Source organism: Kutzneria chonburiensis (assembly GCF_028622115.1).
Classification (GTDB): Bacteria; Actinomycetota; Actinomycetes; order Mycobacteriales; family Pseudonocardiaceae; genus Kutzneria; species Kutzneria chonburiensis.
Genome location: NZ_CP097263.1, coordinates 1,837,829 through 1,863,243 on the forward strand (window position 1 = coordinate 1,837,829; position 25,415 = coordinate 1,863,243).

Annotated in this window: 20 protein-coding genes; 10 read left to right on the plus strand and 10 right to left on the minus strand. The window is 70.9% G+C overall.

Annotated elements, in window-relative coordinates; translation table 11 throughout:
• Positions 1-399: 399 nt before the first annotated feature.
• On the plus strand, positions 400-6,750 hold the full coding sequence (locus tag M3Q35_RS08460; RefSeq protein ID WP_273941103.1) for a hypothetical protein: 6,351 nt from the start codon (positions 400-402) through the stop codon (positions 6,748-6,750).
• Complete coding sequence (locus tag M3Q35_RS08465; protein WP_273941104.1) at positions 6,747-8,528, plus strand: hypothetical protein; 1,782 nt, start codon at positions 6,747-6,749, stop codon at positions 8,526-8,528. Before M3Q35_RS08460 ends, M3Q35_RS08465 begins: the two co-directional genes overlap by 4 nt.
• Before the next feature lie 25 nt (positions 8,529-8,553).
• Here the strand turns inward: M3Q35_RS08465 and M3Q35_RS08470 are convergent, their stop codons facing one another.
• Entirely contained in the window at positions 8,554-9,258 is a 705-nt protein-coding gene (locus M3Q35_RS08470) for an OsmC family peroxiredoxin (protein WP_273941105.1), read from the minus strand.
• Between the two features lie 94 nt (positions 9,259-9,352).
• Here M3Q35_RS08470 and M3Q35_RS08475 point away from each other — a divergent pair, with 94 nt between their 5' ends.
• The 7 genes from M3Q35_RS08475 to M3Q35_RS08505 all read left to right on the plus strand — a co-directional run bounded on the left by M3Q35_RS08475 (position 9,353) and on the right by M3Q35_RS08505 (position 16,224).
• Positions 9,353-9,799, plus strand: a complete 447-nt coding sequence (locus M3Q35_RS08475) for an OsmC family peroxiredoxin (RefSeq protein WP_273941106.1) — start codon at positions 9,353-9,355, stop codon at positions 9,797-9,799.
• A complete protein-coding gene (locus M3Q35_RS08480; protein ID WP_273941107.1) occupies positions 9,799-10,548 on the plus strand; it encodes a cupin domain-containing protein in 750 nt (249 codons plus the stop codon). The genes M3Q35_RS08475 and M3Q35_RS08480 overlap by 1 nt, the downstream gene beginning before the upstream one ends.
• Before the next feature lie 8 nt (positions 10,549-10,556).
• Positions 10,557-11,513, plus strand: a complete 957-nt coding sequence (locus M3Q35_RS08485; RefSeq protein WP_273941108.1) for an AraC family transcriptional regulator — start codon at positions 10,557-10,559, stop codon at positions 11,511-11,513.
• A gap of 102 nt (positions 11,514-11,615) precedes the next feature.
• On the plus strand, positions 11,616-12,752 hold the full coding sequence (locus tag M3Q35_RS08490) for an aminotransferase class V-fold PLP-dependent enzyme (protein WP_273941109.1): 1,137 nt from the start codon (positions 11,616-11,618) through the stop codon (positions 12,750-12,752).
• A 5-nt stretch (positions 12,753-12,757) separates the two neighbouring features.
• Entirely contained in the window at positions 12,758-14,164 is a 1,407-nt protein-coding gene (locus M3Q35_RS08495) for an amino acid permease (RefSeq protein WP_273941110.1), read from the plus strand.
• Positions 14,161-15,300 (plus strand): monodechloroaminopyrrolnitrin synthase PrnB family protein, encoded by a 1,140-nt coding sequence (locus M3Q35_RS08500; RefSeq protein ID WP_273941111.1) that lies wholly within the window; start codon positions 14,161-14,163, stop codon positions 15,298-15,300. The genes M3Q35_RS08495 and M3Q35_RS08500 overlap by 4 nt, the downstream gene beginning before the upstream one ends.
• A 3-nt stretch (positions 15,301-15,303) precedes the next feature.
• Positions 15,304-16,224: an amidohydrolase family protein gene (locus M3Q35_RS08505; RefSeq protein WP_273941112.1), complete on the plus strand. Its 921-nt coding sequence runs from the start codon at positions 15,304-15,306 to the stop codon at positions 16,222-16,224.
• Here the strand turns inward: M3Q35_RS08505 and M3Q35_RS08510 are convergent.
• The 8 genes from M3Q35_RS08510 to M3Q35_RS08545 all read right to left on the minus strand — a co-directional run bounded on the left by M3Q35_RS08510 (position 16,211) and on the right by M3Q35_RS08545 (position 22,950).
• Positions 16,211-17,083 carry a fumarylacetoacetate hydrolase family protein gene (locus tag M3Q35_RS08510; protein WP_273941113.1) on the minus strand — a complete coding sequence of 291 codons (873 nt, stop codon included), beginning with the start codon at positions 17,081-17,083 and terminating at the stop codon, positions 16,211-16,213. The genes M3Q35_RS08505 and M3Q35_RS08510 overlap by 14 nt on opposite strands.
• Positions 17,080-17,472, minus strand: a complete 393-nt coding sequence (locus tag M3Q35_RS08515) for a RidA family protein (protein ID WP_273941114.1) — start codon at positions 17,470-17,472, stop codon at positions 17,080-17,082. The genes M3Q35_RS08510 and M3Q35_RS08515 overlap by 4 nt, the downstream gene beginning before the upstream one ends.
• Before the next feature lie 10 nt (positions 17,473-17,482).
• Positions 17,483-17,980, minus strand: a complete 498-nt coding sequence (locus tag M3Q35_RS08520; RefSeq protein ID WP_273941115.1) for a cupin domain-containing protein — start codon at positions 17,978-17,980, stop codon at positions 17,483-17,485.
• Positions 17,977-18,555: a cupin domain-containing protein gene (locus M3Q35_RS08525; RefSeq protein WP_273941116.1), complete on the minus strand. Its 579-nt coding sequence runs from the start codon at positions 18,553-18,555 to the stop codon at positions 17,977-17,979. Before M3Q35_RS08525 ends, M3Q35_RS08520 begins: the two co-directional genes overlap by 4 nt.
• A complete protein-coding gene (locus tag M3Q35_RS08530) occupies positions 18,552-20,126 on the minus strand; it encodes an FAD-dependent monooxygenase (RefSeq protein ID WP_273941117.1) in 1,575 nt (524 codons plus the stop codon). Before M3Q35_RS08530 ends, M3Q35_RS08525 begins: the two co-directional genes overlap by 4 nt.
• Positions 20,127-20,131: 5 nt before the next feature.
• On the minus strand, positions 20,132-20,851 hold the full coding sequence (locus M3Q35_RS08535) for an SDR family NAD(P)-dependent oxidoreductase (protein ID WP_273941118.1): 720 nt from the start codon (positions 20,849-20,851) through the stop codon (positions 20,132-20,134).
• The gene (locus M3Q35_RS08540; protein WP_273941119.1) at positions 20,848-21,903 is read right to left on the minus strand and encodes an Ldh family oxidoreductase; all 1,056 of its coding nucleotides are present in this window, start codon (positions 21,901-21,903) and stop codon (positions 20,848-20,850) included. Before M3Q35_RS08540 ends, M3Q35_RS08535 begins: the two co-directional genes overlap by 4 nt.
• Before the next feature lie 72 nt (positions 21,904-21,975).
• Entirely contained in the window at positions 21,976-22,950 is a 975-nt protein-coding gene (locus tag M3Q35_RS08545; protein WP_273941120.1) for a cellulase family glycosylhydrolase, read from the minus strand.
• Positions 22,951-23,244: 294 nt separating this feature from the next.
• Between M3Q35_RS08545 and M3Q35_RS08550 the strand changes: the two genes are divergently transcribed.
• The gene (locus tag M3Q35_RS08550; RefSeq protein WP_273941121.1) at positions 23,245-24,270 is read left to right on the plus strand and encodes a S1 family peptidase; all 1,026 of its coding nucleotides are present in this window, start codon (positions 23,245-23,247) and stop codon (positions 24,268-24,270) included.
• Between the two features lie 43 nt (positions 24,271-24,313).
• On the opposite strand, the gene M3Q35_RS08555 is transcribed toward M3Q35_RS08550, so the two are convergent.
• Complete coding sequence (locus M3Q35_RS08555) at positions 24,314-25,399, minus strand: amylo-alpha-1,6-glucosidase (protein WP_273941122.1); 1,086 nt, start codon at positions 25,397-25,399, stop codon at positions 24,314-24,316.
• Positions 25,400-25,415 lie beyond the last annotated feature (16 nt).

The window sequence follows — 25,415 nt, forward strand, 5'->3', positions numbered from 1 at the left end:
CATCGACCTGCACGAGAACTGGGACAACTACTACGGGCGGCAGAACCCTTCCGACCCGTCGGCGCCGCCCTACCCGAACGACTGGCAGCGCTCGCTGGCCGGGCTGATCAACCTTGCGGACGCGTACCAGCACCAGTCGGCGGCCGACGCGAACACCGCCCTGTCGGCGCAGATTCCCGTGCTGACGGGTCAGGTCGACCCGGTGATCACGCCGCCACTGTACGGCCGCTGGCACGTGCTGACCCCGAAACTGCTGACCGGGCCGGACGGCAGCCCGCTGCCGGACGCCGAGGTGCACAACTGGGTGCACCGCCTCAACCTGGACCCGCGCTTCCGGGTCGCCGCGCACTTCGGCACCAAGGTCGTCCAGGCGCGGCAGGAGGAACTGATGGCCGCCGCGTGGGAGCAGCTCGGCGAGGCCCGGCGGGCGAACGCCTGGATCAGGGCGCGCAGCTGGCCCGAGAAGTCGGAAACCTCCTGCACGACAAGCACATCGAGCCGCACACCGCGCCGGCCCGGTTCGCCGCCGACGCACCGCCGCTGCCCAACGGCCGGGCGCTGACGATCACCGCGCCCGCGCACCCGAAGGTGCTGGACCGTCCTTCGGCGTTTGCCGCTGCGGCCGGGGAGGTGTTCGCCGTCGGCTTCAAGGTGGCGCAGAGCCGGGTCGCGTCGGCCCCGGTGTCGCCCACCATGCGCCGGATCACCCGGCCGGGCGGCCGCCTGATGAAGACCCTCGGCACGTCGCTGGACACGCTCGTCGCACGTATCGACGAGCAGCAGGTCGCCGCCGCGCCGCCGCTGGCGGCGCCGCCCGGACTCACCGCACAGGACCGGCCGCCGCTGAACGTCGCCGGCACGACCACCTCCGTGGTCACCGGTCTGGCGGCCGACACGACCGTCACCGAGAACATCTTCGCCGCGGTGAACCTGCCGGCCCGGCTCGCGCCCAAGGACGGCGAGCTGACCGAGGTGATGGCGTACCCGAAGTTCGACCTGCCGATGTACGCCGACCTGCTGAAGATGTCGACCGACACCTTCGTGCCCAACCTCGGGCTGCTGCCGCCGAACTCGATCAGCCTGCTGGAGAACAACCGCCGGTTCATCGAGTCCTACCTGGTCGGCCTGAACTACGAGATGGCGCGCGAGATGCTGTGGCGGGAGTACCCGACCGACCAGCGCGGCACGCCGTTCCGCCAGTTCTGGGACCCCCGCGCCGCGCCGGCGCTGGCCAACGAGACGGCGGCGGCGCGCCGCGAACGCCTGTACGACATCCCGCCGATCCACGAGTGGGGCACCGCCGCCCTGCTCGGCGAGAACCCGAACCCCAAGCCGAAACCCGGCGATCCGCCGCGCACCAACGATCTCGTCCTGGTGATCAGGGGCGAGCTGCTGCGCAAGTACCCGACCGCGGCGGTCTACGCGCACAAGGCCGACTGGCCCGACAAGCCGGGACAGCCCGGCGTCCCCGACAAGACCGGCGAGCGGACGCTCGCGAAGCTGCCGGCGGGCGTCGACCCGCCGCGGAGCCTGGTCCGGCTGCCGATCTACGAGGCCAAGGCCGAGCCCGACATCTACCTGCTCGGCTTCGACCTGGACGCCGACACCGCCCGCGGCAAGGGCGGCGACCTCGGCTGGTTCTTCGTGCTGAAGGAACGCCCGGGCGACCCCCGGTTCGGGCTCGACGAGGACCAGCCGGGGCCGCCGACGCCGGTCGAGGTGTGGAACGACCTCTCCTGGGGCCGGGTCGACCCGACCGGGCACGGCTTCATCCGCTTCGACGGCAACGTCACCGTCGCGCTCGACCCGTTCAACGGCGACGAGGACGACCAGGAGAAGACCGAACAGCGCGCCGACGACGTGCAGGTCTCGGCGTGGCAACCGGACGTCAGCGCCGCCGACGCCGCCTACATCCTCTTCCAGGCGCCGGTCCTGGTAGCCATCCACGCGCAGGAGATGTTGCCGGATGCCCCGCTCAGCCTTGACTTCCCGGTGCTGCTGGGCCCGGTCCGGGTCGAGACCAGCTTCACCGCGACGGAACTGCTGGTCCGCGTGTTCCCCGACGAGTGGTCGGTGACCAAGCTCGAGCCGCTGCCGACGCCGGCGGAACTCGCCGCGCTGGACGCGTACTGGGTCGCGCTGTGGGCCTCCGGCGGGTCGCCGGTGAGGGAGCAGGCCGCCTGGCACGAACTCGTCGCCCGGATCCCGGCCGGGCGCGCCGCCTGGCTGCTGCGCGGCCGGCAGCCGTCCAATCCGAACGACCGCCCGCTCGGCGTGCCGGCCGGCACGGCCGTGCTCGTGGTCGTGAGCCCACAGGCGGTCGCCGCCAACGACCGACCGCCGACGATCGCGTACTGGACCGCCGTGTGGCAGGCGCACGGCGACCGCGTGCGGCTGCGGAACGCCGAGATCGCGTTGGTCGCGGCGGTCGGCCAGAACCAGACCAGGGCCACCGCGATCAAGGCACTGCGTCCGTCCGGAGTGGACGCCGCGCCCGCCACGCCGGGCGACAACGTCACGATCGCCTTCCTCGTGCTGCCAACCCGTGACGCCGGGCAGATCGCGGCACAGTCCTGGACCGTCGCCGCCACTGCCACGCTGCTTCCCGACCGCTTCACGGTGTTCGGCTACGTCGGCGGCACACTCGTGTTCTCACAGACCGGCGGGCTCGTGCGTCAGGGGCTGGCGGTGAGCCCCGACCCGAAGGAACCGACGGCGACGCAGCTCAAGATCGACGAGACGGCCGGCACGCTGTCCGTGCCGCCGGCACTGCGCTGGCTGACCGACTTCACCGAAGCCGTCGCTGCCGGCATGGGCCTGCGGATCCCGTTGCAGGACAGCTTCCGCAACGGCGTCGACCGGCTCGTGGTGCTCGGTCTGCGCGAGCAGGCGACGCCGGCGCAGACCGCGACGGCGCTCGGCGGCCTGCTGTCCGACCAACTGCACAGCCCGGCCGGTCTGAGCCTGCTGCCGCAGGGCACGCCGACCAACAACTCCGAGGACCAGGACGCCGGCCAGGATCCGACGGCCGAGGCCGACGCCGCCCAGTCTGCGGCAGCTCGGTCCGCGGCCGCCGGGTTCGCCGCCGCGGCGGTCGACTGGACCACCAAGACCGACGGCCAGTGGTTCGCCGAACTGCTCGGACTCGACCCGGCCGTGCTGGCCGGCGTGCCGAACTCCGACGGCACCGACCGGCGGGACGCCCGCGCCGCGCAGACCGCCCTGTGGCCGGCGACCTCGGGCTACTTCCTGCCGGCGCTGCTGAACGGCGGACTCACCGCCGACCAGATCGAGCAGACCCGGCAGTTCTTCGTCGCCAACGTGTCCGGCCGGGGACCGCTGCCCGCGGTGAAGATCGGCCGCCAGCCGTACGGGATCCTGCCGACGACCGTGTTCTCGCGGCTCGCTTTCCCCGCCGCGGCAACGCATCGGACCGCGCTCAACGCCGTGCTGAAGCAGCTGGCCCAGCGCTGGCACGACGCGCTCGCGCACGTCGCCGACCTCGACGCGCCGAGCGCCGACCCGCACCAGACGCTGCTGGACATCCTGGCGCTGCATCCGACCTCGGCGGAGTACCACCTGCTCGCCGACGCCGCGCACCCACTGGCCACGCCCGTGGTCGACGACCGGCCGCTGTCCGAGACGGACCTGGTCCGGCCCTACACCACCGACGGCCGCGACTACCTGACCTGGCTCGCCGAGAGCGACCTGTCCACGATCGGCGGCCAGCAGGGCTTCACCGACGACGTGCCGCCGGCGACGCTGCTGTACCTGCTTGCGCGGCAAGCGGTGCTGGCCGCGTCGACCGGGACCGTGCCGGCGGAGCTGGTGCAGGCGCTGACGTTCCTGGCCGGGCTGTCCACCGCGAAGCTGGAGCGGGTGTTCGCCGAGCACGTCGACTGCGCCACCTACCGCCTGGACGCGTGGCGGCTCGGGCTCGTCAACGAGCGGCTGGCCGAGATGCGCTACGGCCCCGACGGCACCGGCCAACCGGTGCCGGGCCTGCACCTCGGCGCGTACGGGCTGCTCGAACAGGTCACCAGGAACACCGACCCGGTCGACATGGTCACCGTGCCGACCGACCTCACCGCGGTGTTCGGCACCGGCCAGATTCCGCATGACCGGAACAACGCCGGCTACGTCCACACCCCGTCTCCCGCCCACGCCCGCACCGCCGCCGTGCTGCGGGCCGGCTACCTCGCGAACGCCGATCCCGCCAAGGCCAACGTGTTCGAGGTGAACCTCAGTTCGGAACGCGTCCGGCTGGCCATGACCATCGCCGACGGGATGCGTCAGGGCCAGGCCCTCGGCGCGCTGCTCGGCTACCGCTTCGAGCGCGGGCTGCACGACCGCGACGCCGGCCTCGATACCTTCATTGCCGGGCTGCGCCTGAAGTTCCCGTTGCGGGCCAACAAGATCGACGACACCGCGCTGGCGCCGGACGACCCGGCCGCGCCGACGAGCATCGAGCAGGTCGAGGCCGGCAACGTGATCGACGGGCTGGCCCTGCTGCGGCACGTCAACGCGCTGCGGGACGGCGGGAGCCCGGACGACTATCCGTTCGGGTTCACCGACCTGACGCCGGCGAGCCCCACCCAGATCGGCCACATCAGGGCCGAGGTGAACTCGCTGCGCAACACCCTGGACGCGGTTGCCGATGTGGCCGTCGCCGAAGGCGCGCACCAGGCGTTGCAGGGCAACGCAGAACGCGCGTCGGCGGCGCTCGACGCGTACGCCAAGGAGGGGCTGCCGCCCGCGCCATCGGTGGTGGAGACGCCGCGCAGCGGCACCACCCTCACGCACCGGCTGGGACTTCAGCTCACCCCCGGCCTTGATCCGGACCACGGCGCCCCGCTGTTCGGCCACAACAAGCCACGAGCGCAGGCCGAGCCCGCGGTCAACGACTGGCTGCCGGAGGTGCTGCCGAAACCGGAGACCGTGGCCGCCCTGGTGACCTGGCACGACGAGGACGGCCATGCCCACGACCACACCGTCAGCCAGGCGGACGCCGGGCTGTCGCCGATCGACCTGCTGTGGGCGCTGCGGCCGACCGACCAGGCCGCGATGACCGACCTGGACGACCGGATCATCGGCGTGGTCGTCGACCAGGTGAAGCCGCGGCCGGACTTCGAGCTGCACATCGAGTACACCACCCAGATCGACGGCATGGTCACCTTCTTCGAGGTGTCGCCGCTGGTCGCGGCCGTGCGCACGTTGCTGACGACGGCCAGGCCGCTGCGCCAGAGCGATCTTGTGCCCGCCGCCGGCCCCGCGGACGTGAACCGCGCCGCCGACGACGCCGTGACGCTGCCGAAGAACCGCCCGACGGCCGTGCTGGCGTCGCTGACCAGCCTGATCAGCGACGTGGCCAAGTTCGTCGCCGACCTCGGACCGCTCTATCCCGACGGCGCACCGCCGAATCGGACCGCCGTGCTGAACGGGATCGACACCTTCCCCACCCGGTACGCGAAGCTGGCGGTGACGGCCGGCGGGTTCGGCCTGCTGCGCAGCGGCTGGGGCGAACTCGCGCAGTGGCGGCGCGGAGTGTTCGCCGACGTCCTCGCCGCCGTGGCGGTACTAGCCGCCCGGATGGCGGCCGCGCTGGCCGCCGCCAACGCGCTGCTCGACCAGTACGAGCACCTGCCGAACTCGACCCCGAACGAGCCGCGGTTCCAGTTGCTGGAGAAGGCCGAGCGACTGCTCACCACCAGGCCGAAGCCGCGGGACGACACCCCGGCGCACATGCGCACGCGGGTCCGCAACCTCCGAAATACCTTCACCAACAACGTCAACGCGCTCCAGCAGCTGGCCGGCACCAACAGGACGGCCCTGAGCGACCTGCTCAAGGACGTCGCCGCCATCCTGCCGCCGGCCGAGTTCGACCCACAGGGCCTCGACCTCACCCCGTTCCGGGACCGCGTCGTCGTCTTCGGCGCGGACCTGTTGGCGCGAGGGAGAAAGCTCGCGGACGAGCTGGCCGCGCGACGCGACGCCGCCACCACGGCGCTCCAGCTCTACGACCAGGCCGTCCCCGGGCCGGACCAGGTGCGGGCCGGCACCGACGCACTCAAGGCCTTGCTGGGCGAGGACGTCCTGTCCGTGCCCGAGTTCACCCCGCCGGCGGCCGTCATCGACCAGTGGCGCAAGGCCCGCAACGACAGTGACAAGCTGGTCGCGCACCTCAAGCCGGCACGGGATTTCCCGGTCGACGACTGGCTGCACGGCATGGCGCGGGTGCGGGAGGCGCCGAGGCTGTGGGAGCAGACCGTGCTGCTCGCCGACGCGCTGCTCGGGCCGGGCGGGTTGCTGGGCGTCAGCATCCTCGACTGGACCGAACCCCAGCTGTCGCCGATCCAGCTGCCGTTCGTCCAGGGCGACCACTGGCTCGGCATGGAGTTCGCGAAGGACCCCAAGCTGCCCGACCAGCTCGGCCAGGACCGGCTGCTGTTCACCGCGCACTATGCGACGGGGCTGAGCGGAAACCGGCAGTGCGGGCTGCTGCTCGACGAGTGGACCGAGGTCATCCCGGCCGAACGCGAGACCACCGGGGTCGCCGTGCACCACAACGGGCCGGACTCGGAACCGCCGCAGTCGATGCTGCTGGTGGTCCCGCCGGTGCGGGTGACCGGCGGGCAGTGGGCGGCGGCGGACCTGGTCGACGCGATCACGGAGACGTTCGAGATGGCCAAGACCCGCGCGGTCGAGCCGGCCCATCTCGGTGCCGCTACGGACCGGAGGACCGACCGATGACCGATCCCGGCGCCCGGCTCGAAGGCCGGCCTCGCACCACCGAGTTCGACCGGGCCCTGCGTGCCGAGGTCCGTGATCCACTGTGGCTGCTCACCCGGCAGTGGCAGCTCGGCGAGTTCCACGGCACCGACGGCGGTTCGCCGGTGACCGTGACGTACTCCGTCGCGCAGTCGCGGCCCACCCGGTTCCGGCCGTTCGGCGGTGCACCGGAGGACCTGCCGACCGACCGTCCACTGGAGACGGTCGCGGAACGCCGGCCGCTGACGTTCACCTACGGCGCCGAGAAGATCTCGTTCGACCTGCGGCTGGCGATCGGGCACCGCTGGTTCAAGCTGCTCGGCCAGCTGGGGCTGCTCGGCCACGTGCTCAAGTTCGAGGAGCAGTACGCCGCCAGGTACCCGATCAAGCTGCCGACCGCCGACGACGTCACGCAGCGGGCCAACCCGACGGTGTGGGCCACGATGCAGGCGGTCGCCGGGCGCCGGATGGACGGGTACGAGCTGTACCTGTTCGTGAAGGGCGGCGGCAACGCCGACGCGGGCATCCACACGATCCCGATCCTGCACCACACCCCGCTGGTCAACGCGGGCAAGCGGCTCGTCGCCTGGTTCGACGCGCTGATCGACCAGCCGACCGGTATCACGCAGGCGGATCCGGACGGGGACGCCACCTGGGACCCGCGGCGGCTGGAGCACCGGTTCACGGTGGCCGCGTCGATGCCGGGCGGCGCCGAGAAGACCCTCACCGCGCGGGAGTATCCCGGCGGCGAGCTCGACTGGCACGCGTTCTCGGTGGACCCCGGCCCGCCGGTCGGCGGCGCGAAGCCGCCGCTGCCCGCGCTCGCGAGGACGGTGTTCCCGGCGCCGGTCCGCTACTCCGGGATGCCGCTGCCGCGGTGGTGGGCGATCGAGGACGGGAAGACCAACTTCGCCGCCGTCCGCCCGGACAGCACCGACCTGGCCCGGCTGGTGTTCCTGGAGTTCGCGCTGGTGTTCAGCAACGACTGGTTCCAGGTGCCGTGCGACCTCCCGGCCGGGACCGTGGCGCGGATCCGCGGCCTGGTGGTCACCGACGTGTTCGGCAACCGGCAGTGGATCACCCCGGCCGGCGCCGGCTTCGACGAGGACTGGCAGCGCTGGTCGATGTTCACCCTGGACACCATCGGCGACGACGACGTGCCCGCCGACACCGACCTGTTCCTGCCGCCGAGCGTGCCCAAGGTGGCCGAGGGACCGCCGCTGGAGGAGGTCCTGCTGATCCGGGACGAGAACGCGAACCTGGTGTGGGGCATCGAGCAGACCGTCCGCCTGCCCACCGGCGATCCGCACCGGGGCTCCGAGGCAGCGGGGGAGGTCCTGGCCTACCGCCGCCGGCAGGCCGGCACCCCGCCCGTCACCGATCCGCCCCGCGCCGCCCTCTCGTACGAGGTGATGAACTCCATCCCGGAGCACTGGATCCCGTTCGTGCCGGTGCACGTGCCCGGCGACAACCGGGAGATCCAGCTCCAGCGCGCCGCGATGCCCAGCGCCGTCGACGGCCAGCCGGTCCGGCCGCGCACCACCTTGCTGCGGGAGGGATTCGACCGGGGGAAGCAGTACTTCGTCAACGAGGAGGAGGTGCCGGCGGCCGGCACCCGCCTGTCCGTCGCGTACAACCGAACCCGCTGGCGCGACGGCCGGGTGGTCGTCTGGCTGAGCGCCCGCCGCGGCGAAGGCCGGGGCGAGGGGTCGAGCGGCCTCGTCTTCGACCTGCTCGTCAACACGCCACCGCCGGCCTGACCATCGTCCGGGGCCGACGACTCGGTCACTCCTCGGTGATCGACACCAGGCGGGCGTCGAGCCTGGCCGGCACGGCCGCCAGGGCCCGGGACACCAGGCAGCTGCGCTTGGTGTTCTCGGCCATGGCCTGGAACTGGGCGTCCGGAATGTCGGCGACGGTGGCCTCGCAGCGCAGTTCGATGTCGCTCAGGGCCATGCCGCCGGGGCCGGTCTCGGTCTGGACCTCGGCGAAGGTCTCGATGCGCAGCGGCGCATAGCCGGCGGCGTCGAGGTCGGAGGCGAGCGCCATGGAGAAGCAGCCGGCGAAGGCCATCCCGAGCAGCGCCTCGGGGCTGCCGACGGTGTCGTCGGCGTCCTCGATGAGCTCGGGGTTGGCGCGATGCGCCAGGTCGTAGCGGACCCGCACGGCACCCTTGATCATCTCGCCGGCGCCGGTCTGCTCGGTGCCGGTCCACACGGCCCGCCCGGTGTGCGGGGCGCTGCGGTCGGGGGCGGTGCTGTCGCTGGTCAGCAGGTCGCCGGGGGAGAGGTCGAGCGCGGCGGCCAACGCCAGCAGCGCACGCAGCGACGGGGCCCGCTCACCCTGCTCGAGCCGGTAGAGGTGCACCTCGCTGAGCCCGGTCATGCCGGCGACGTCGATCAGCCGCAGCCCCCGTGCGAACCGGGCGGTGCGCAGCCGCTCGGCCATCACCTGCAACTGGGCATCGATCTGGGCCTCGTCAAGGGTCACCGAGCCAGCATGCGCGAGAGGCAAGTGGTAGGCAAGTGCTTGACTGGGTGGCAAGCGATAGGCAAGCTGGCCTTCGAACCGGAGGAGGCAAGCCATGGGCATCCAGGTCCGCCGACGCGCCGAAGCCCGCTGGACGGGGCCGGTCCCGACCGGGGTCGGCCACATCAGGACGGCCAGCAAGGCCCTCGACAGCGACTACTCGCTCCGCTCCCGCGAGTCCGACGACGCCCCGCTCAACACCAACCCCGAAGAGCTCATCGGCGCCGGCCTGGCCGGCTGCTTCGCCATGTCGGTGGCCAACCTGCTGGAGCAGGACGGCTACCAGGACGTGCAGGTGAACGCGAACTCGGTGGTACGGCTGGAGGAGACCGACGCGGGCTACCGCATCACGGAGATCGCGCTGTCGGTCACCGGGACCGCCGACGCGCTCACCGACGACGACTTCGCCCGCATCACCGACCAGGCCAAGCGCGCCTGCCCGGTGTCGCTGGCGCTCGCCGGCACGACAATCACCTTGGCGCAGACGAAGGTGGTGAGCTGATGGGCTCTCGTTACGTCGTGTACCGCGACGACGTCGCACCGCAAGGCATGAGCCGGCCGGTGTTGACCGAGGCGTTCGGCTGCCGGTACCTGACCGAGACGGTGCACTGCCTCGATTCCGGGGCGACACCGCAGTTCGACTCCGGCGACCACGAGGAGCTGCTGTTCGTGCTGCACGGCCGCGGCCGCCTGCGGCTGGGCGACGAGGCCGAGGAGTTCGGACCGGAGAGCGGCATCTACCTCGCGCCGGGGGAGCGCTACCGGCTGGAGATCACCGACGCGGCGGAGATCGTCAGCGTCCGGGTGACCGCGCCGGAACCGGACGTCGAGATCGGCGATCGGCGCACGGTGTCCGCGCTGGACGCACAGGAGATCGGCCACGCGACGGCCGGCCGCGAGTACCGGATCCTCGCCGACCCGTCGACCGGCTTCCGCTCCGGCACGCACTTCGTCGGCGACGTGCCGACCGGCGAGCCCGCCCCGGTGCACTACCACCGGTACAACGAGGTCATCTACGTCATACAGGGCAACGGGATCCTGCACATCGACGGCGAGCGCAACCCGATCCACCCGGGCGCCTGCATCCACCTCCCGGCCCGCACCCTGCACCAGGTGGAGAACACCGGCGACGTGCCGATCCGCGAGGTGGCGGTGTTCGTGCCGGCCGGTTCGCCCGCGGCGGCGTATCTGCCCGACGGCACCAGCGCCTACCCGACCCAGCCGGACGACCCGCAGGGCGGCGTTCGTTAGGAGCAGCCATGGACATGCCGACCCTGGCCGGACACGAGGTCGTCGACACCACCGACGTCGACGAGGCCCGCCTGGTCGGCAGCCGGCTCTTCCGTGACCACCAACTGCTGCCGGACACCCGCGGCGTGAAGTTCCGAGCAGTGCTCAGGTCCACTGTGGTCGGTGGTCTGACGCTGAGCCACGTCGACCATCGGGCCGGCGTCCGGATCGTCACCGCCGCGCCCAGCAACGGATTCCTGGTGCACGTCCCGCTCACCGGCCGGGCCGACATCACCTGCGGGCGCGATCGGATCACCTCGGATCCGGCGACCGCCGTGGTGATCGACCCGGCCGAGCGCCTCGACATGACCTGGTCCAGCGGCACGCCACAGCTCATCGTCGGCATCGACCGTGAGCGCCTGGAACTCCATCTCGGCCGCGTCCTTGGTCGAACCCTGGACCGTCCGCTGCGGTTCTCGCTCGGCATGGACCTCACCAGCGCGGCGGCGCGGGCCTGGCTCGACGTCATGGCCCTGCTGCTGCGCGAGGTCTCGTCCGGAGAACCTGTTGCGCCGGAACAGATGGAGGCGCTGATCTTCCAGCGTTTCCTGCTCGCCCAGGCGAACACGTACAGCGAGGCGCTCGGCGAGGACCGGCCGGTCGCGTCGAGGGCCGTGCGCAAGGCGATGGCGCTCATCGAGAGCCATGCGGCCGAGCCGCTGACGGTCGAGGATCTCGCCGAGGCGGTCGGTGTCGGGGTTCGCTCCCTACAGATCGGGTTCCGCCGTTTCGCGGACACCACGCCCATGAGCTACCTGCGGGACGTCCGCCTGCGCCGAGTCCACGCGGAACTCCTGGCCGCACAGCCCGGCGGCGAGACGGTCACCGATATCGCCACGCGGTGGGGATTCCTGCACGCCGGCTGGTTCTCCGTGCTCTATCGGGAACGTTTCGGCGAGAAGCCGTCCACGACGCTGCACCGCTAGCGTCTGCGCGACCCGGACAGCGGGTTCGCCGGCCGGATAGCGACGTGGTGGCGGCCACCCTAAGCTTCCGCCCAATTCGTCGAGAACGAGAGGGAAACACCGATGTTGACCTCCGGAGAGTTCCGGCTGCGGTTTCCGGCACTGGCCGAGATGACCTACCTGGCGTCGTGCAGCCAGGGTGCGTTGTCCGACACGCTGGCGGCCGCGCTGCTGGAATTCCAGCACACGCTGCTGAAGTACGGTGCGCCGTGGGAGCGGTGGATGGGTGAGGTTGACCGCGCCCGCCGGCTCTTCGCGGAGCTGATCAACGCCAGTCCGGACGAGATCGCCGCGCTGCCGTCGGTCTCCGCGGCCGCCTATCAGGTGGCGTCCACAAGGGACTGGCGCGCGCGGCCGCATGTGGTCAGCACCGACATGGAGTTCCCCTCCGTCGCCCACGTGTGGTTGGCGCAGCAGGCAAACGGCGCACACGTGCGCTACGTGCCGGACCGTGACGGCGTGGTGACGGCCGAGGACTACGCCGCCGAGACCGACGAGTCGTGCGGACTGGTGTCGGTGCCGCTGATCTCCTACCGCAACGGGGTTCGGCTGCCGGTACGGGACGTGATCGCCGGCGCACAGGCCGTCGGCGCACTGACCTTTGTGGACGCATATCAGGGCGCCGGTGTCGAGCCCATCGACGTCCAGGAACTCGGGTGCGACTTCCTCGCCGCCGGTGCGCTGAAGTACATGCTGGGCATTCCCGGCATCGCCTTCCTCTACGTTCGAGGCGGCACAACCGATTCCCGCGATCCGCAGGCGACCGGGTGGTTCGGCCGCCGAAACCCGTTCGAGTTCGACCCGCGGCACATCGACTACCCGGCCGACGCCCGCCGCTTCGAGGCCGGCACACCCGCGATTCCCGCCGCCTACGGCGCAGTCGCCGGCCTACGCGTGCTGGGCGACCTTGATCTGAAGGCGGTCCGGCAGCACATCGCCGAACTCGGCCAGTACGCGCACGACTCGCTGACCGCGGCCGGAGAACACCTCTGGTCGCCGGCCGACGCGGTCCTGCGTGGTCCCCAGGTGGCGGTGCGTACCGGCGATCCCAACCGCCTGGCCGGCTATCTCGCCGACCGGAACATCGTCACCAGCCCGCGCGGCGAGCTGCTGCGGATCTCGTTGCACTACTACTCCACCGCCGACGACGTCGATGCCGTCGTCACCGCCATTCGCGACTTTCGACGTACCGGAGGATGATCACCATGGACGCCAGCGGGTCACCGCATCCCGAGCTGTCGAGACGGCTGAAGTCCCGGCAGCTGGCCATGATCGGCATCGGCGGGGCGATCGGCACCGGGCTCTTCCTCGGCTCCACGCTCGCCATCAGCAACGCCGGACCGGCGACGATCGTCGCGTACATCCTTTGTGGACTGGTCGCCATGGTCATCGCCTGGGCGCTGGCCGAGATGGTGGTGGTGCATCCGGAGGCCGGCGCGTTCGGCGCCATCGCGCACCGCTATCTCGGCGGCTGGGCCGGCTTCGTCGTCCGGTGGACGTACTGGGCCGGCCAGGTGATCGCGGTCGGCGGCGAGGTGATCGCGGCCGGCATCTACCTCCAGTACTGGTGGCCGCAGCTGCCGCTGTGGATCCCGGTCGTGCTGTTCTCGGCGGTGATCCTGGTGGTCAACGCCGTGACGGTGAGCTTCTTCGGCTCGCTGGAGTACTGGTTCTCCATGATCAAGGTCACCGCGATCGCCGTCTTCGTGGTGCTGGGCTTCGTGCTGATCTTCTTCGGGCTGCCCGGCCAGCCGGCCACCGGCTTCGGCAACCTCGCCTCGCACGGCGGTTTCCTGCCCAACGGCATCGGCGGGCTCGGACTGGCCATGATCTTCTCGCTGTTCAGCTACATCGGCACCGAGGTCGTCTCGGTGACGGCCGCGGAGTCCAAGGATCCGGTGCGCGACATCCCGCGCGCCGCCCGGAAGATGGTGCTGCGGATCGGGTTCTTCTACGTGCTGGCGATCGTCGTCATCGTGTCGATCGTGCCGTGGACGGTCGCGGCCCAGGGCGGCTCGCTGGAGTCGAGCCCGTTCGTGAAGGTGTTCGCCGCGGCCAACATCCCGGCGGCCGCCGGCATCATGAACTTCGTCGTGATCACCGCGGCGCTCTCCAGTGCCAACACCAATCTGTACGTGACCACGCGAATGGCGCATTCCCTTGCCCTGCACCGGCTCGCGCCGGCCTGGATGGGCCGGCTGACCGTCACCGGCGTGCCCCGCAACGCGCTCGCGCTGTCGGCGGTGGGCATGGCGATCGCGGCCGTGCTGTCGGCGCAGTCCAAGTCGCAGGCCTACCTGGTGATCTTCGGCATCTCCATCTTCGCGGCGATCGTGGTATGGATCCTGATCATGTTGTCGCACTTCGCGTTCCGGCTCCGGCGACGCCAGCAGGGCCTGCCGCCCTCGCCGGTCCGGCTGCTGGGCGCGCCGGTGACCTCCGGGGTGACCACCGTGTTCCTGGTGGCCGTGCTGGTGTCCACGTTCTTCGTGCCGGGGCTCGACCCGGCCTGGGAGTTCGGCATCCCGTTCTTCGTGCTCCTGCTCCTGGTGTACGGTGCCCTGCGGCTGCGTCCGGGGCGGACCGTGGCGCCGGTGGAGGAAACGGCGTGATCCTGGACCTGGAGCGCTGGATCCGTGGCGAGTTCACGGAGATCAACACGGCGCTGGAGGAGATCTACTTCGCGGAGCAGGCGATCGTCCTTTCGGAACGGTCCGATGTGGACGACCTGACGCGAAGGCTGGTGCGGGACGGCGAGACGCTGATCGGACGGGTGGCGCAGCGGCGAGAGCTGCCGGCCGGCCCGGACGCCCGCTACGAACTGCTCGGCCTGGTCGGGTTCTACCTCGGCGCCTGCCGCCGGCACGAGGTGGAGCCCGACCAGGCCCGGGTTGCCCCGCTGGCCATGGCCCTGTCGTCGTCCCTCGGCGTCGCTCCCCGGTTTTCCTCGGCACACCAGCACATCCACAACCGAGCCGTGGACGGCGCGTTCTACACCTTCACCACTCTCGACAGCGAGCGGATCTTCCTCACCTACAACGGGTTGGCGGTGATCGCCTACCGCCGAGCCGCCAATGCCCTGCTCAGCATTCCCCGGCTCGGCGTGTCCAATCCGTTGGCCGCCTACCACTTCGCGGACGCCGTGGCCGCGCTGGGCGACGTCCTCCGGCACAGCAGGAAGCTCGCGGACGAGCTCGACCGGGACCGGTTCTTCTACAACATCCGGCCGTACTTCAAGAGTCATCGCGTCGGTTCGGCGGAGTACCGCGGCGCGAACGCCGGCGACTTCGCCGCGATCAACGCCATCGACGTGCTGCTCGGGCTGTGCTCGCCGCACGACCCGTTCTACCAGTGGGTGACCACGGACAAGTATCCGTACGTCGCGCCGGAGGACCAGCGGCTGCTCCGCTCACTGGTGACCACGGAGTCGTTGCTGGACATGATGGTTCGCGAGCTCGAAGGGCCGTTGTCGCCGTCGCTGCGGGAGAACGCGGAGCTGTTCCTGGAAGCGTGCCGGCAGCACGGCGCCGCCACGGTCTTCCACCACAACCGGTTGGTGCTGCCCTTCCTTGCCGAGCCCGCGGCCGATGCGCCGAGCCGGCCCGACCTGACCGCGAGCGGGCCGCCGCTGGAGGTCGTCATCGAGACCTTGGCCCGGCTGCGGGACCTGCGTGCGGCCCGGCCGCGTCCCGGCCTCGACACCGCGCGGCCGGCCCTCGACCGCGTCCGTGAACTCCTGGAACGGTAGGAAATGCCCAGCACCGACGTGCACACCCACCTGGCCCCGATCCTCGAACGCCCGGTCGACGGGGTTGACCAACGCGATGGACGCCTGGTGATCGACGGCCACCTGCTCGGCGCGCCTGGCCTCTATGATGCGTCGAGGCTGGCCAAGCACTTGGCGGGTAACGGAATCGAGCGCGCTTGGGTGTCCGCGCCGCCGCCCTTGTATCGGCAGGGCCTGGACCGTCACCAGACTCGGGCGTGGGTACGGGCGCTGGACGACGGTCTCCGCGCCCGCCTGGAGCACGAGCCGATGCTGGACCGGCTCACCTATCTTCCGTTGGACCGGCCGGATATCGCGCTCGAACTCGTCGAGGACGTGCGAGATTGCCTCGGCTGGACCGGATCCGCCGGCGGCGGCTCACCTGCCCTCGACGACCCGGCGCTCGAACCCCTGTGGTCAGCGATCGCTGCCCAGCGCAAGCCGCTCCTGCTGCATCCCGGCGAGTCGCCGGACACCCGGCTACAGCGGCACTATCTGTCGAACCTGCTCGGCAATCCCGTGGAGACCGGCCTCGCCGCCGCGCAGCTCGTGTTCGGCGTCCTGACCAGGCACCCTGAGCTGAGGATCGTAGTGGTGCACTGCGGCGGGATCGTGCCGGCCCTCGTCGGCCGCTGGTCACGGGGCGTGGCGACCAACCGGCCCGGGATCGCGCCCGGCACACCGGATCCCGCGGCGACTGTCCGTCTACTGTGGAGCGACTGCCTCGGACACGGCCCGGGAGTTGTCGACCTCGCCCGTGCGACCTTCGGCGACGAGCACCTTTTGCTCGGCAGCGACTACCCGTTCCCGATGGGCCTCGACGACCCGTACCAGGCGATCGCCCATCTGCCGGCCGAGCTGCGGCACCGCATCGCCACCAACGCCGACGCACTCACGCGCGTGTGACCACCCGGTTTCGAAGCGTGCCAAGGCCCGACGCGCGGGTGACGATCACATCGCCGTCGGCCAGGAAGACCTGCGGATCACGGGCGTTGCCGATACCGCTGGGAGTGCCGGTGAGCAGCACGTCACCGGCCCGCAGGGTCATGCCGCGGCTGAGCTCGGCGATCAGCCGTTCGAACCGGAACGCCATCTGGCCGGTGGACGCGTCCTGGCGCAGCTCGCCGTTGACCTCGCACTGGATCCTCAAGGCCTGAGGGTCGTCGACCTCGTCCACGGTGGTGATCCACGGGCCGAGCGGCATGGTGGCGTCTATGCTCTTGCCCTTGAGCCACTGGCCGCCGTGCGCACGCTGGAGATCACGCTGCGAGACGTCGTTGGCCAGGCAGAAGCCGAAGACGTGCCGCCAGGCGTCCCGCTCCGGGATGTCCCGGCCGTCAAGGCCGATGACCAGCGCGACTTCCGCCTCGTAGTCCCATTTCTCGGACAGCCGGGGGTCGTAGGCGATGTCGTCGGCTGGCCCGATGACGGTGTCCGGGCCCTTGGTGAAGAAGGTCGGATGCTGGGGGACCTCGGGCGGGTCCTGGCCCTCACGCTTGCCCTTGGACTCCTCGAAGTGGTCCCAGTAGTTCCAGCCGGTGCACAGGATGTCCCGGTTGAACCGCCGCAGCGGCGCCCCCAGCCGCACGTCGGCCAGCGGGACGGTCGACGCCCGCGACACGGCGGTCTGGACGGCGTCCAGCGCGGACGGCCCGCCACGGACCACGTCGTCGAGCGAACCGGGGATCAGCGCGATCTCCTTGTCGTCGGCGACGATCGCGCCGAGCCACCACTGGCCGTCGGCGAAGGCACGGGCAAGCCTCATGACAGCACCCCGATGGCGTTGATCTCGATGAGGTAGTCCTTCTTCACGAACCCGGAGACCTCGACCATGGTGGAGGCCGGCGCGACGCCGGTGAAGTACTGCCGCCGCACGGCGTGGACGGCCTCGAAGTCGGCCATGTCCCGCACGTAGACGTCGACGCGGGCAATGTCGTCGAGGGTGCCGCCGGCAGCCTCCATGGCGGCCGCAAGGTTCTGGCACACCTGGTGGGTCTGCGCGGTGATGTCGCCGACGCCGGTGATCCCGCCGTCGGCGTTGCGCGCGGTCATACCGGAGATGAACACCAGCCGGCCGGGCGCGGCGACGGTGGCCTGGGCGAAGTGTCCATTCGGGACGGCCAGGTCCGGCGACACGATTTCGTTCTTGGGCATGGGTTCCTCGTCAGCGGGCGTCGTCGGGGCTGGCGTACCAGTCGGGCTGGGTCGGGTAGTGCGGGCCGTCGTAGATCTCCAGCAGCACGGTCTCCTCCTCAGCCCGGGTGGGGCCGTGCAGGCTGCCCTTGGGGTTCCAGTAGAAGGAGCCCTCGGTCAGGGTGAGCCCGGTCGGCACGTACGTGTAGCGGCCGCGCAGGCAGAACATGAACTGGTTGGAGGCGTGCGCGTGCCGGGACGGGATACCGGCTCCCGGCTGGAACCGGACCAGCGCGATGGACGCGCCGGAGGCGTCGTCGCGCCACAGCATCTTGTGCGACAACCCGGCCAGGGTCTTGTCCACCCAGTCGAGGTCGTCGGTACGCAGCAGGATTTCCCGGAAGCGGCCCATCACCTCGCCGCCGGGGCCGGTCTCGAGGCGCTCACGGGAGCGGTCCGGGGCCTCGCCGGAGTAGGCGGCGGGCTCGGACAGGTTCGCCGCCCACTCCTCGTCGGTGATGTCGGTCATCGGCGCTCCCCGAGGTAGGTCAGCTCGATCAGACGGCCGGCGCCGGTGATCTTCTCCGGCCGGTAGGAGACCTCGCCGTCGGGCAAGGTGATCAGGACGAACGCCCGGTCCGACGGCAGTTCCAGCTGCTCGTCGGCGACTGCGTGGACGCGGACCTCGTCGCTGGAGAACACGATCGGCAGTCCGGCCAGCGGAGTGCCCGGCCGACCCGTCACCAGGTCGCCGACGGCCTCCTCGCCCAGGTCCTTAAGCTCGACGATCCGGTTGCGATAGGTCTTCTCGCCGTCGTTGGTCAGCATGTGCACGGGCGAGGTGGGCCGGAACAACACTCCACCGGGCGTCTCCTCCAGATACCGCGGCGGGTCCCCGTTGAGCCAGTCCATGTGGCACGGCGAGGAGGCCAGGTTCAGCACGAGATACGGGTTGTGGTGCAGGTGCCACGGCTGGACCTCGCCGGGCGCCAGCACCACCTCCCAGACCCGCACCCGCGGGTTGTCCAGCAGCACGGTCTGCCCGATCTCGCCGAGCACGATCCGCTCGCCGCTCGGTGAGTACACGATCTGGCCGGCGGTCATCGGGTCGCTCCAGTGATCTGTAGGTACCTGTCGCGGACGGGGTCCTTGGTGTCGTCGGCCGGATCGAACGGCAGGATCGCCGCGACATGGCCGTCGGGCCGCACCAGGACGGCGGTGTCGGGCAGCACACCGATCCGGTGGGTGGCGTGCTCGCCCGGGTCGAACAGGGCCACCTCGCGCAGGCCGGAGTCCAGCGGCGCGTCCCACCGGCTCACCAGGTACCGGCTCAACCCGGGTGACACGGTGCCGGGTAGCCGAGGCCGCCGCCGTACGTCGGTGAAGTAGAAGGCGGCGAAGGAGTCGCGGGTCAGGTCGTGCAGCGACACCTGGCCGTGTGGGCCGAAGAGCGGCACGTCCGGCAGCCGGTCGCCGGTGCGGACCGGCTGCGGGGTGTCCCCGGCGGCGATCATCGACCAGTCGCCGCTGCCGTCCACGTCCAGCCGCACTCCCAGCAGTGACCGGGTGACCGCCACGCCCCAGCGGCCACCGTCCATTGCGGACACTTCGGTGGCGCGCCGGTCCATGTAGGCCCGTGCGGCCTCGGCCATCTCGCCGGAACCGCGGACCGCCACCGGCGACTGCTCGCGCTCGTAGCCGTCGAGCAGCGACTCGTCCGCCCAGCCGCGCAGCACCCAGGCCAGCCGCCACGGCAGGTTGGACGCGTCCAGCACGCCGGTGTTCAGGCCGAGCGCCCACATCGGCGTGATCAGGTGGGCGGCGTCGCCCATCAGGAACACCCGCCCGTCCCGCCACCGGTCGGCGACCCGGTGGTGCACGGGGTAGACGTTGGTGCCCAGGACCCGCAGGCCGTCCACGTCGCCGATGAAGCGCTGGGCCTTGGCTGCCAGCTCGGCCCGGTCGGGTTCGGGTCGGCCCGGCTCCAGCGGGTAGAGGAACCGCCAGCAGTGCGGCTGCCGGACCAGGATCATCCACTCGGTCGGATCGCCGAAGTAGGCCAGGTACGGGAAGTCGCGCGGGTTGGCTTCGTCCAGGTCGACCTCGAGGTCGACGAGCATGTAGCGCTGCGCGAGGGTGTGGCCGGCGACCGTGATGCCAAGCGCCTCCCGTAGCTGGGACCGGCCGCCGTCACAGGCGAGCAGGTAGCTGCCCCGGATGGTCTTCCGGCCGCCGATCGACTCGACGACCACATCGACATGGTCGCCGCCCTGGGTGAAGCCAACCACCCGGTGTCCCATGTGGACGGTCTTCGGAGCGAGCGCCTCCAGCCGCTCGCGCAGCACGGGCTCCAGGTGGTGCTGGGGAATGTTGAGCACGAACGGGAACCTGGTGTCGTGCACGAGTTCGCCCGTGTGCACGCTGGCCCGGGCTTCGCCGGTGGCGCGGTCGATGTCGCCGATCTCGTCGATCCGCAGCGCGGCGGCCAGCACGTCCCCGGCGGCGTCGTAGCGGTCGAGGACCTCCAGCGTGCGGGTCAGCACGGTGCCGGCCTTGGTGTCCAGGGAGAGCTGGTCGTCCTCCTCGAACACCACGACGTCGATGCCGTAGTGCGCCAACCCCAGCGCGGTGATCAGCCCGACCGGGCCGCCACCTGCGATGATCACCGGTAGCATCCGGGTCACTCCTTGGCGTAGGCGCGGTCGCGGGTGAGGGTGGAGCCGGTCATCGTGGCCGCCTCGGACAGCAGGAACAGCAGCGGCCCGACCACGTCCTCCGGCGTGCCGATGCCGGTGGTGGCGGCCCAGTGCGCGCGCTCGGGGCCGTCCGGGTTGGCCGCGCGGAACTGCGGGGTGTCGATCACGCCCGGGAACACGGTGTTGACCCGGATCCGGTGCGCCGCCACCTCGGCGGCCAGCGACTTTCCGTACGAGATCAGCGCCCCCTTGCTTGCCGCGTAAGCGGATGACTGCGCCCGGCCCATGTGCGCCAGACCGGAGGCGAACACCAGGATCGAGCCCCGCCGCCGCTTGATCATGTGCGGCAGCACGGCCTGACACGCCCAGACCACGCCGTCCAGGTTGACCGCGAGCGTGTGCCGCCACACGGCCGGATCCATGTCGACCACATCGGCACGGGGCTGAACCGCGGCGGCGCACACCAGGCCGTCAACCCGGCCGTACTTGGCCACCACCTCCGCGACTGCGGCGAACACCGCGCCGCGGTCGGCCACGTCCACCCTGAGCTGGGTCACGCCCGGCACGTCGGGGGAGTCGACGATGTCCAGCACCACGCTGCGGCCGCCGGCCTCGGCGAACCCACGGGCCAGCGCGGCGCCGATCCCGCTGGCCCCGCCGGTCACGACCAGGACTTCGCCGGAGGCGTCGAAACTCGTCTTCATCGGCTCGCTCCCAGCGATACGTGAAGGCTCTCGGCCGTCTTGTGCAGGGCCGCCAGGACGCTGTTGTCTATCGGGATTCCCTCCCGGACTGCGGTTTCGGCCCGTTCGTGCTCCAGCTGTCCTGGTAGGTAAACCCTCTCGACACTCGGCCGGGTCGGTGATTGCTCGATCTCCTCGGCCAGGCGCAGCGCGTTGCGCGTGAAGTCGTCCGAGCCGAACGCGGCCGGTTCGATGGCCAGGAAGAAGTGTGCGCAGTTGTTGGGCACCGACGTGTCGGCGTACAGGCCTTGCACACCGGAGCCGAAGGCGCCACCGGACAGCACGCCCGTGAGCACGTCGATGATCAGTGCCAGGCCGTAGCCCTTGGGGCCGCCGGTCGGCAGCAGCATGCCGTCCAACGCGGCCAGCGGATCGGTCGTCGGCGCGCCCGAGGCATCGGTCGCCCAGGTCGCCGGGATGGCACGATTCTCTCGCGCCGCCAGGCGAATCTTGCCCAACGCGGCTTCGGACAGCGCCATGTCCAGCACGATCGGCGGCCGGTCGGGCAGCGGGACGGCGATGGCGATGGGATTGTTGCCGACAACCGCCCGCGCACCACCGGGCGCGGGCATCAGCGGCCGGGTGTTCGCCGCCGCCACGCCAATCAGGCCGGCGTCGGCAGCTGTTGTGGCGTAACGGAAAGCGGCACCGAAGTGGAACGCATGCCGCACCGTGACGGCCCCGATGCCGAATCCGCGGGCCTTCTCGATGGCCATGCCCATGGCGTGATCACCGCTGAGCTGGCCGAGGCCGTGGTGGGCGTCGAGGGTCGCGATCGCGCCGAAGTCATGCAGCACCTCGACCGCTTCGGCGCGGCTGACCGAGCCGCGCCGGATGCGCTCCACGTACATCGGCACCAGCAGCGCCCCGTGCGACGCGACGCCGCGAAGATCCGCGGCCACCAAGGATTCCGCGACGGTCCGCGCCGCGGTGGAGGAGTAGCCGAGTGCCGCGAAGATCTGCTCGATCGCGTCGGTCAGCCAGGACGCGGTCACCACGGCACGCTCGGTCATAGTGGCAGAAGGTAAGCGGGTGGCACCGCACCCGCTATCCCGAAAGCGCAGCCCTTGTGAGGATCGCGCGCCCTACAAACCCCAGCCCCAGCGCAGCTGCACGACGCCGGACGCGTTGTTCACCGCCAGGCCGCTGCCACTCTGCCTCGTGATCGAATAGGTGTCCCCGGAGCGCAGACCGGGCCAGTAGACGACGCCGATCTGCCGGGACCGCGCCAGATCGGTGGTGGCGGCGAAGTACGCGGTGAAGTTGTTGCCGTCCTGGTGCCCGGCGGAGTAGTCCAGTCCGGTCGTCATCGGGGCGCCGGCCTCGTCGATGATGGTGCGCGACGAGTACGACCCGAGCCGGTTGCTCAGGTTGGTGGTCCAGGCCGCGCGGGTGGTGTCCGAGGCCCAGTAACCGTAGAAGTGCAGCGACAGCAGGGTTCCGGTCAGTGCGCTGGCGGCGCCGACACCGGTCACGTTGTCGTTGTAGCCGGTGCCGCTGATCACCACCCGGCCCCGCGGGATGCCCGAGTGCCGGGACAGCCAGGTCGAGCAGAGCGACACCCAAGCGTTCAGGCTGTAGCCGAACGGCTCGTTCATCGGTTCGAAATAGACGTTGCCGTTACCGCCGTAGTCGGCGGTCACCTTGTCCCACATGGTGTTCCAGGCGGCCAGGTCGTCGACGAGGCCGTCCTTGTTCGCCTCCCAGTACCCGAGGATGACGTTCATGCCGTGGGCCAGCGCCGAGTCGATGGCGCCCTTGTACCGCGACCACCAGTCGGAGTTGACGCTCTGCGGGTTGACCGGCAGTCGTACGGTGTTCGCGCCGAGTTGCTGCTGGAAGCCGGTGATGATGCCGTCCGCCTTGGTGTGGACGGTGTCGTAGCTGTCCCCGGCGGTGAGACCGGTCGGGATGACCCACCCGTCCACGTAGTTGTCGCGGGCGTCGGCCCAGTTCACCCCGCGGAAGCCGTTCGTGGCGCCGGAGGCCGCGGGCGGGACCGCGAGCAGAGGCGCGACGAGAACGGCGATCATGGCTGCGCGTAGCAGGAAGCGCGTCATGCGAACTCCGATGTCCGAGAATGCCATCCCAGGATGTTGACGTCAACATGCGCTGCGAAGAATGCGCCAACGTCGTCGCCGGTGTCAAGGACCGGCGTCCGGCCGGCCGGTACGCGAAGAACAGCCGGGAAGCCGAGCCATACACGACTTTCGGCGGATGGCCTTGGCGGCGGCGGGTGCCTACCGTGGTCCGGCGCGCACTCCGACGGCATCGGTGCCCCTGCCAGCCCGAGACCAACGAACGGAGCTGACCTCGTGATCCCTGCACGCTGTCACCACCCGGCCAGAACACTCGTGGCGACCAGCATCGGTGTGCTCGTTGCCGGTCTGACCATCGCTGCGCCGGCCGCGAACGCCCAGACGCCCCAGGCGAAAGCGCCGCTGTCCGCGCGCCAGGCGGCGAACCTCAGCAGCACGGCGAAATCCCTACTCGGTGACCGCACCATCGGCTCCTACTATGACGGCAAGCGGCTGGTCGTCACCGTCACCGACGACAGCGCGGCCGCACAGGTCCGTGCCCTCGGCGCGGTGCCGGCCAAGGTGCCCTACCGCGCCTCCGAACTCGCCGCCGTGACGGCACAACTCGGACAGAAGGCACGGATTCCCGGCACTGCCTGGCGAATCGACGTGCATACCGGTCAGGTGCTGGTGACCGCCGACTCGACCGTCACCGGCGCCAAGCTCGCGGCGCTGACCAGCACCGTCAACGAATTCGACGGCAAGGCCAGGCTGCGGACCACCGGCGGCAAGCTACGCCCGCTGATCGCCGGCGGCGATGCCATCTGGGGCCAGGGACTCCGCTGTTCCCTGGGCTTCAACGTGCGCGACTCCAACGGCAATCCGGCCATCCTCACCGCCGGCCACTGCGGCGTCGCCACCAACGACTGGTGGGCCGACAGCGGCAACAACCAGCACATCGCCACTACCGCCCAGGCCGACTTCCCCGGCACCGACTACTCGTACGCCACCTACGACCAGGGCGTGGACGCACCCAGCGCGGTCAACACCGGCCAGGAGATCTCCCAGGCCGGTGACGCGACCGTCGGCGAGCAGGTGACGCGCAGCGGCTCCACCAGCGGCGTGCACACGGGCTCCGTGACCGGCCTCAACGCCACGGTGAACTACGAGGAAGGCTCCGTCAGCGGTCTGATCGACACCGACGTCTGCGCCGAGCCGGGCGACAGCGGCGGCGCCATGTACGACGGCAGCACCGCCCTCGGCCTCACCTCCGGCGGCAGCGGCGACTGCCAGTCCGGCGGCGAGACCTTCTTCCAACCGGTCCCGGCCGCGCTCTCCGCGTACGGCCTGACCCTGCCCTGATCGATGACCATCGGCGCCCGGCCACCCGGCCGGGCGCCGATGGTCACGAGCGGTCGGCCACGTGGTGCCTGGCCAGCAGGAGGTACACGCTGGCGGTCCAGGTGTAAGCCCGGTCCCGCAGGGCCGCGCCGGTGAGTGCGTCGAAGTTCTCGGCGAAGCCGGACGCCTCGCACAAAGCTCGGAACCGGTCGGACACCTGGCGGGCGAGGTCGACGTGGCCGGCGCGGCGAAGGCCGTCGACGACGAGCATGGTGGCGGGGGCCCAGATCGGGCCCCGCCAGTAGCCGTCGGGGCGGTAGTGCGGCGAGGTGGGCAGTTCGCTGGCCAGGCCGTGCGGCGTGAGGTGCGCGGTGATCCTTTCGGCGAGCACGGTGGCGACCGACGCGGGCAGGTGCTCGCCGAGCACGATCGGCATCAGGTCGAGCAGGCTGCCGGTGGACCACTTCTGTCCACTATGGACGCCGCGGGCGTAGAACCGGTCGCCGCTCCACAGCTCGTCGAGCAAGGCGTGACCGGTGGTGGTGGCCAGGTCGGCCCAGCGGGTGGCGTCGTCGGCGAAGCCGAGTTCGGCGGCGAGGTCGGCCAGTTCACGCAGTTGCAGCACGAGGAACGCGCTCAGGTCGGCGGTGACGACAACTCGTTCGGGGTCGAACGTGGTGGCGTTGTCCCAGCCGCTGTCGTTGCCGTGCTGGTAGTGCGGCAGCCGGTCGCCGGGCGCGCGCCGGCGGGTGAGCCAGAATTCGGTCCAGCGGACCAGTCGGTGGTACGCCTCGGTCAGTTCGTCACGGCCGAGCCGGTCGGCCAGCAGCCGCCGCAGCTGGCCAAGGGCCCAGCCGTGGATGGGGGGTTTGACGAAGTTGTACAGGACCTCGGAATGGGTGACGGAGTCGGGCAGCACGCCGGCCGGGGCCTGGTGGTCGAAGATGACGGAGAACTGGTCCCAGGCCAGCTCCGGCGCGCCGGGCGCGAGGGCCAGCGCGTTGAAGCAGTGGTCCCAGCTCCACACCTTGTCCATCCAGTGCTTGGACATCAGCACGCCGGGGCGGTTGAGGAATCCCTCCGCCGCCACCGTGGCCGACCACAACGTGTAGCAGGCCAGTTCGGCGGCGGGGGTGTCGGGGAGCGCCACGGCGCGACCGCGTCCA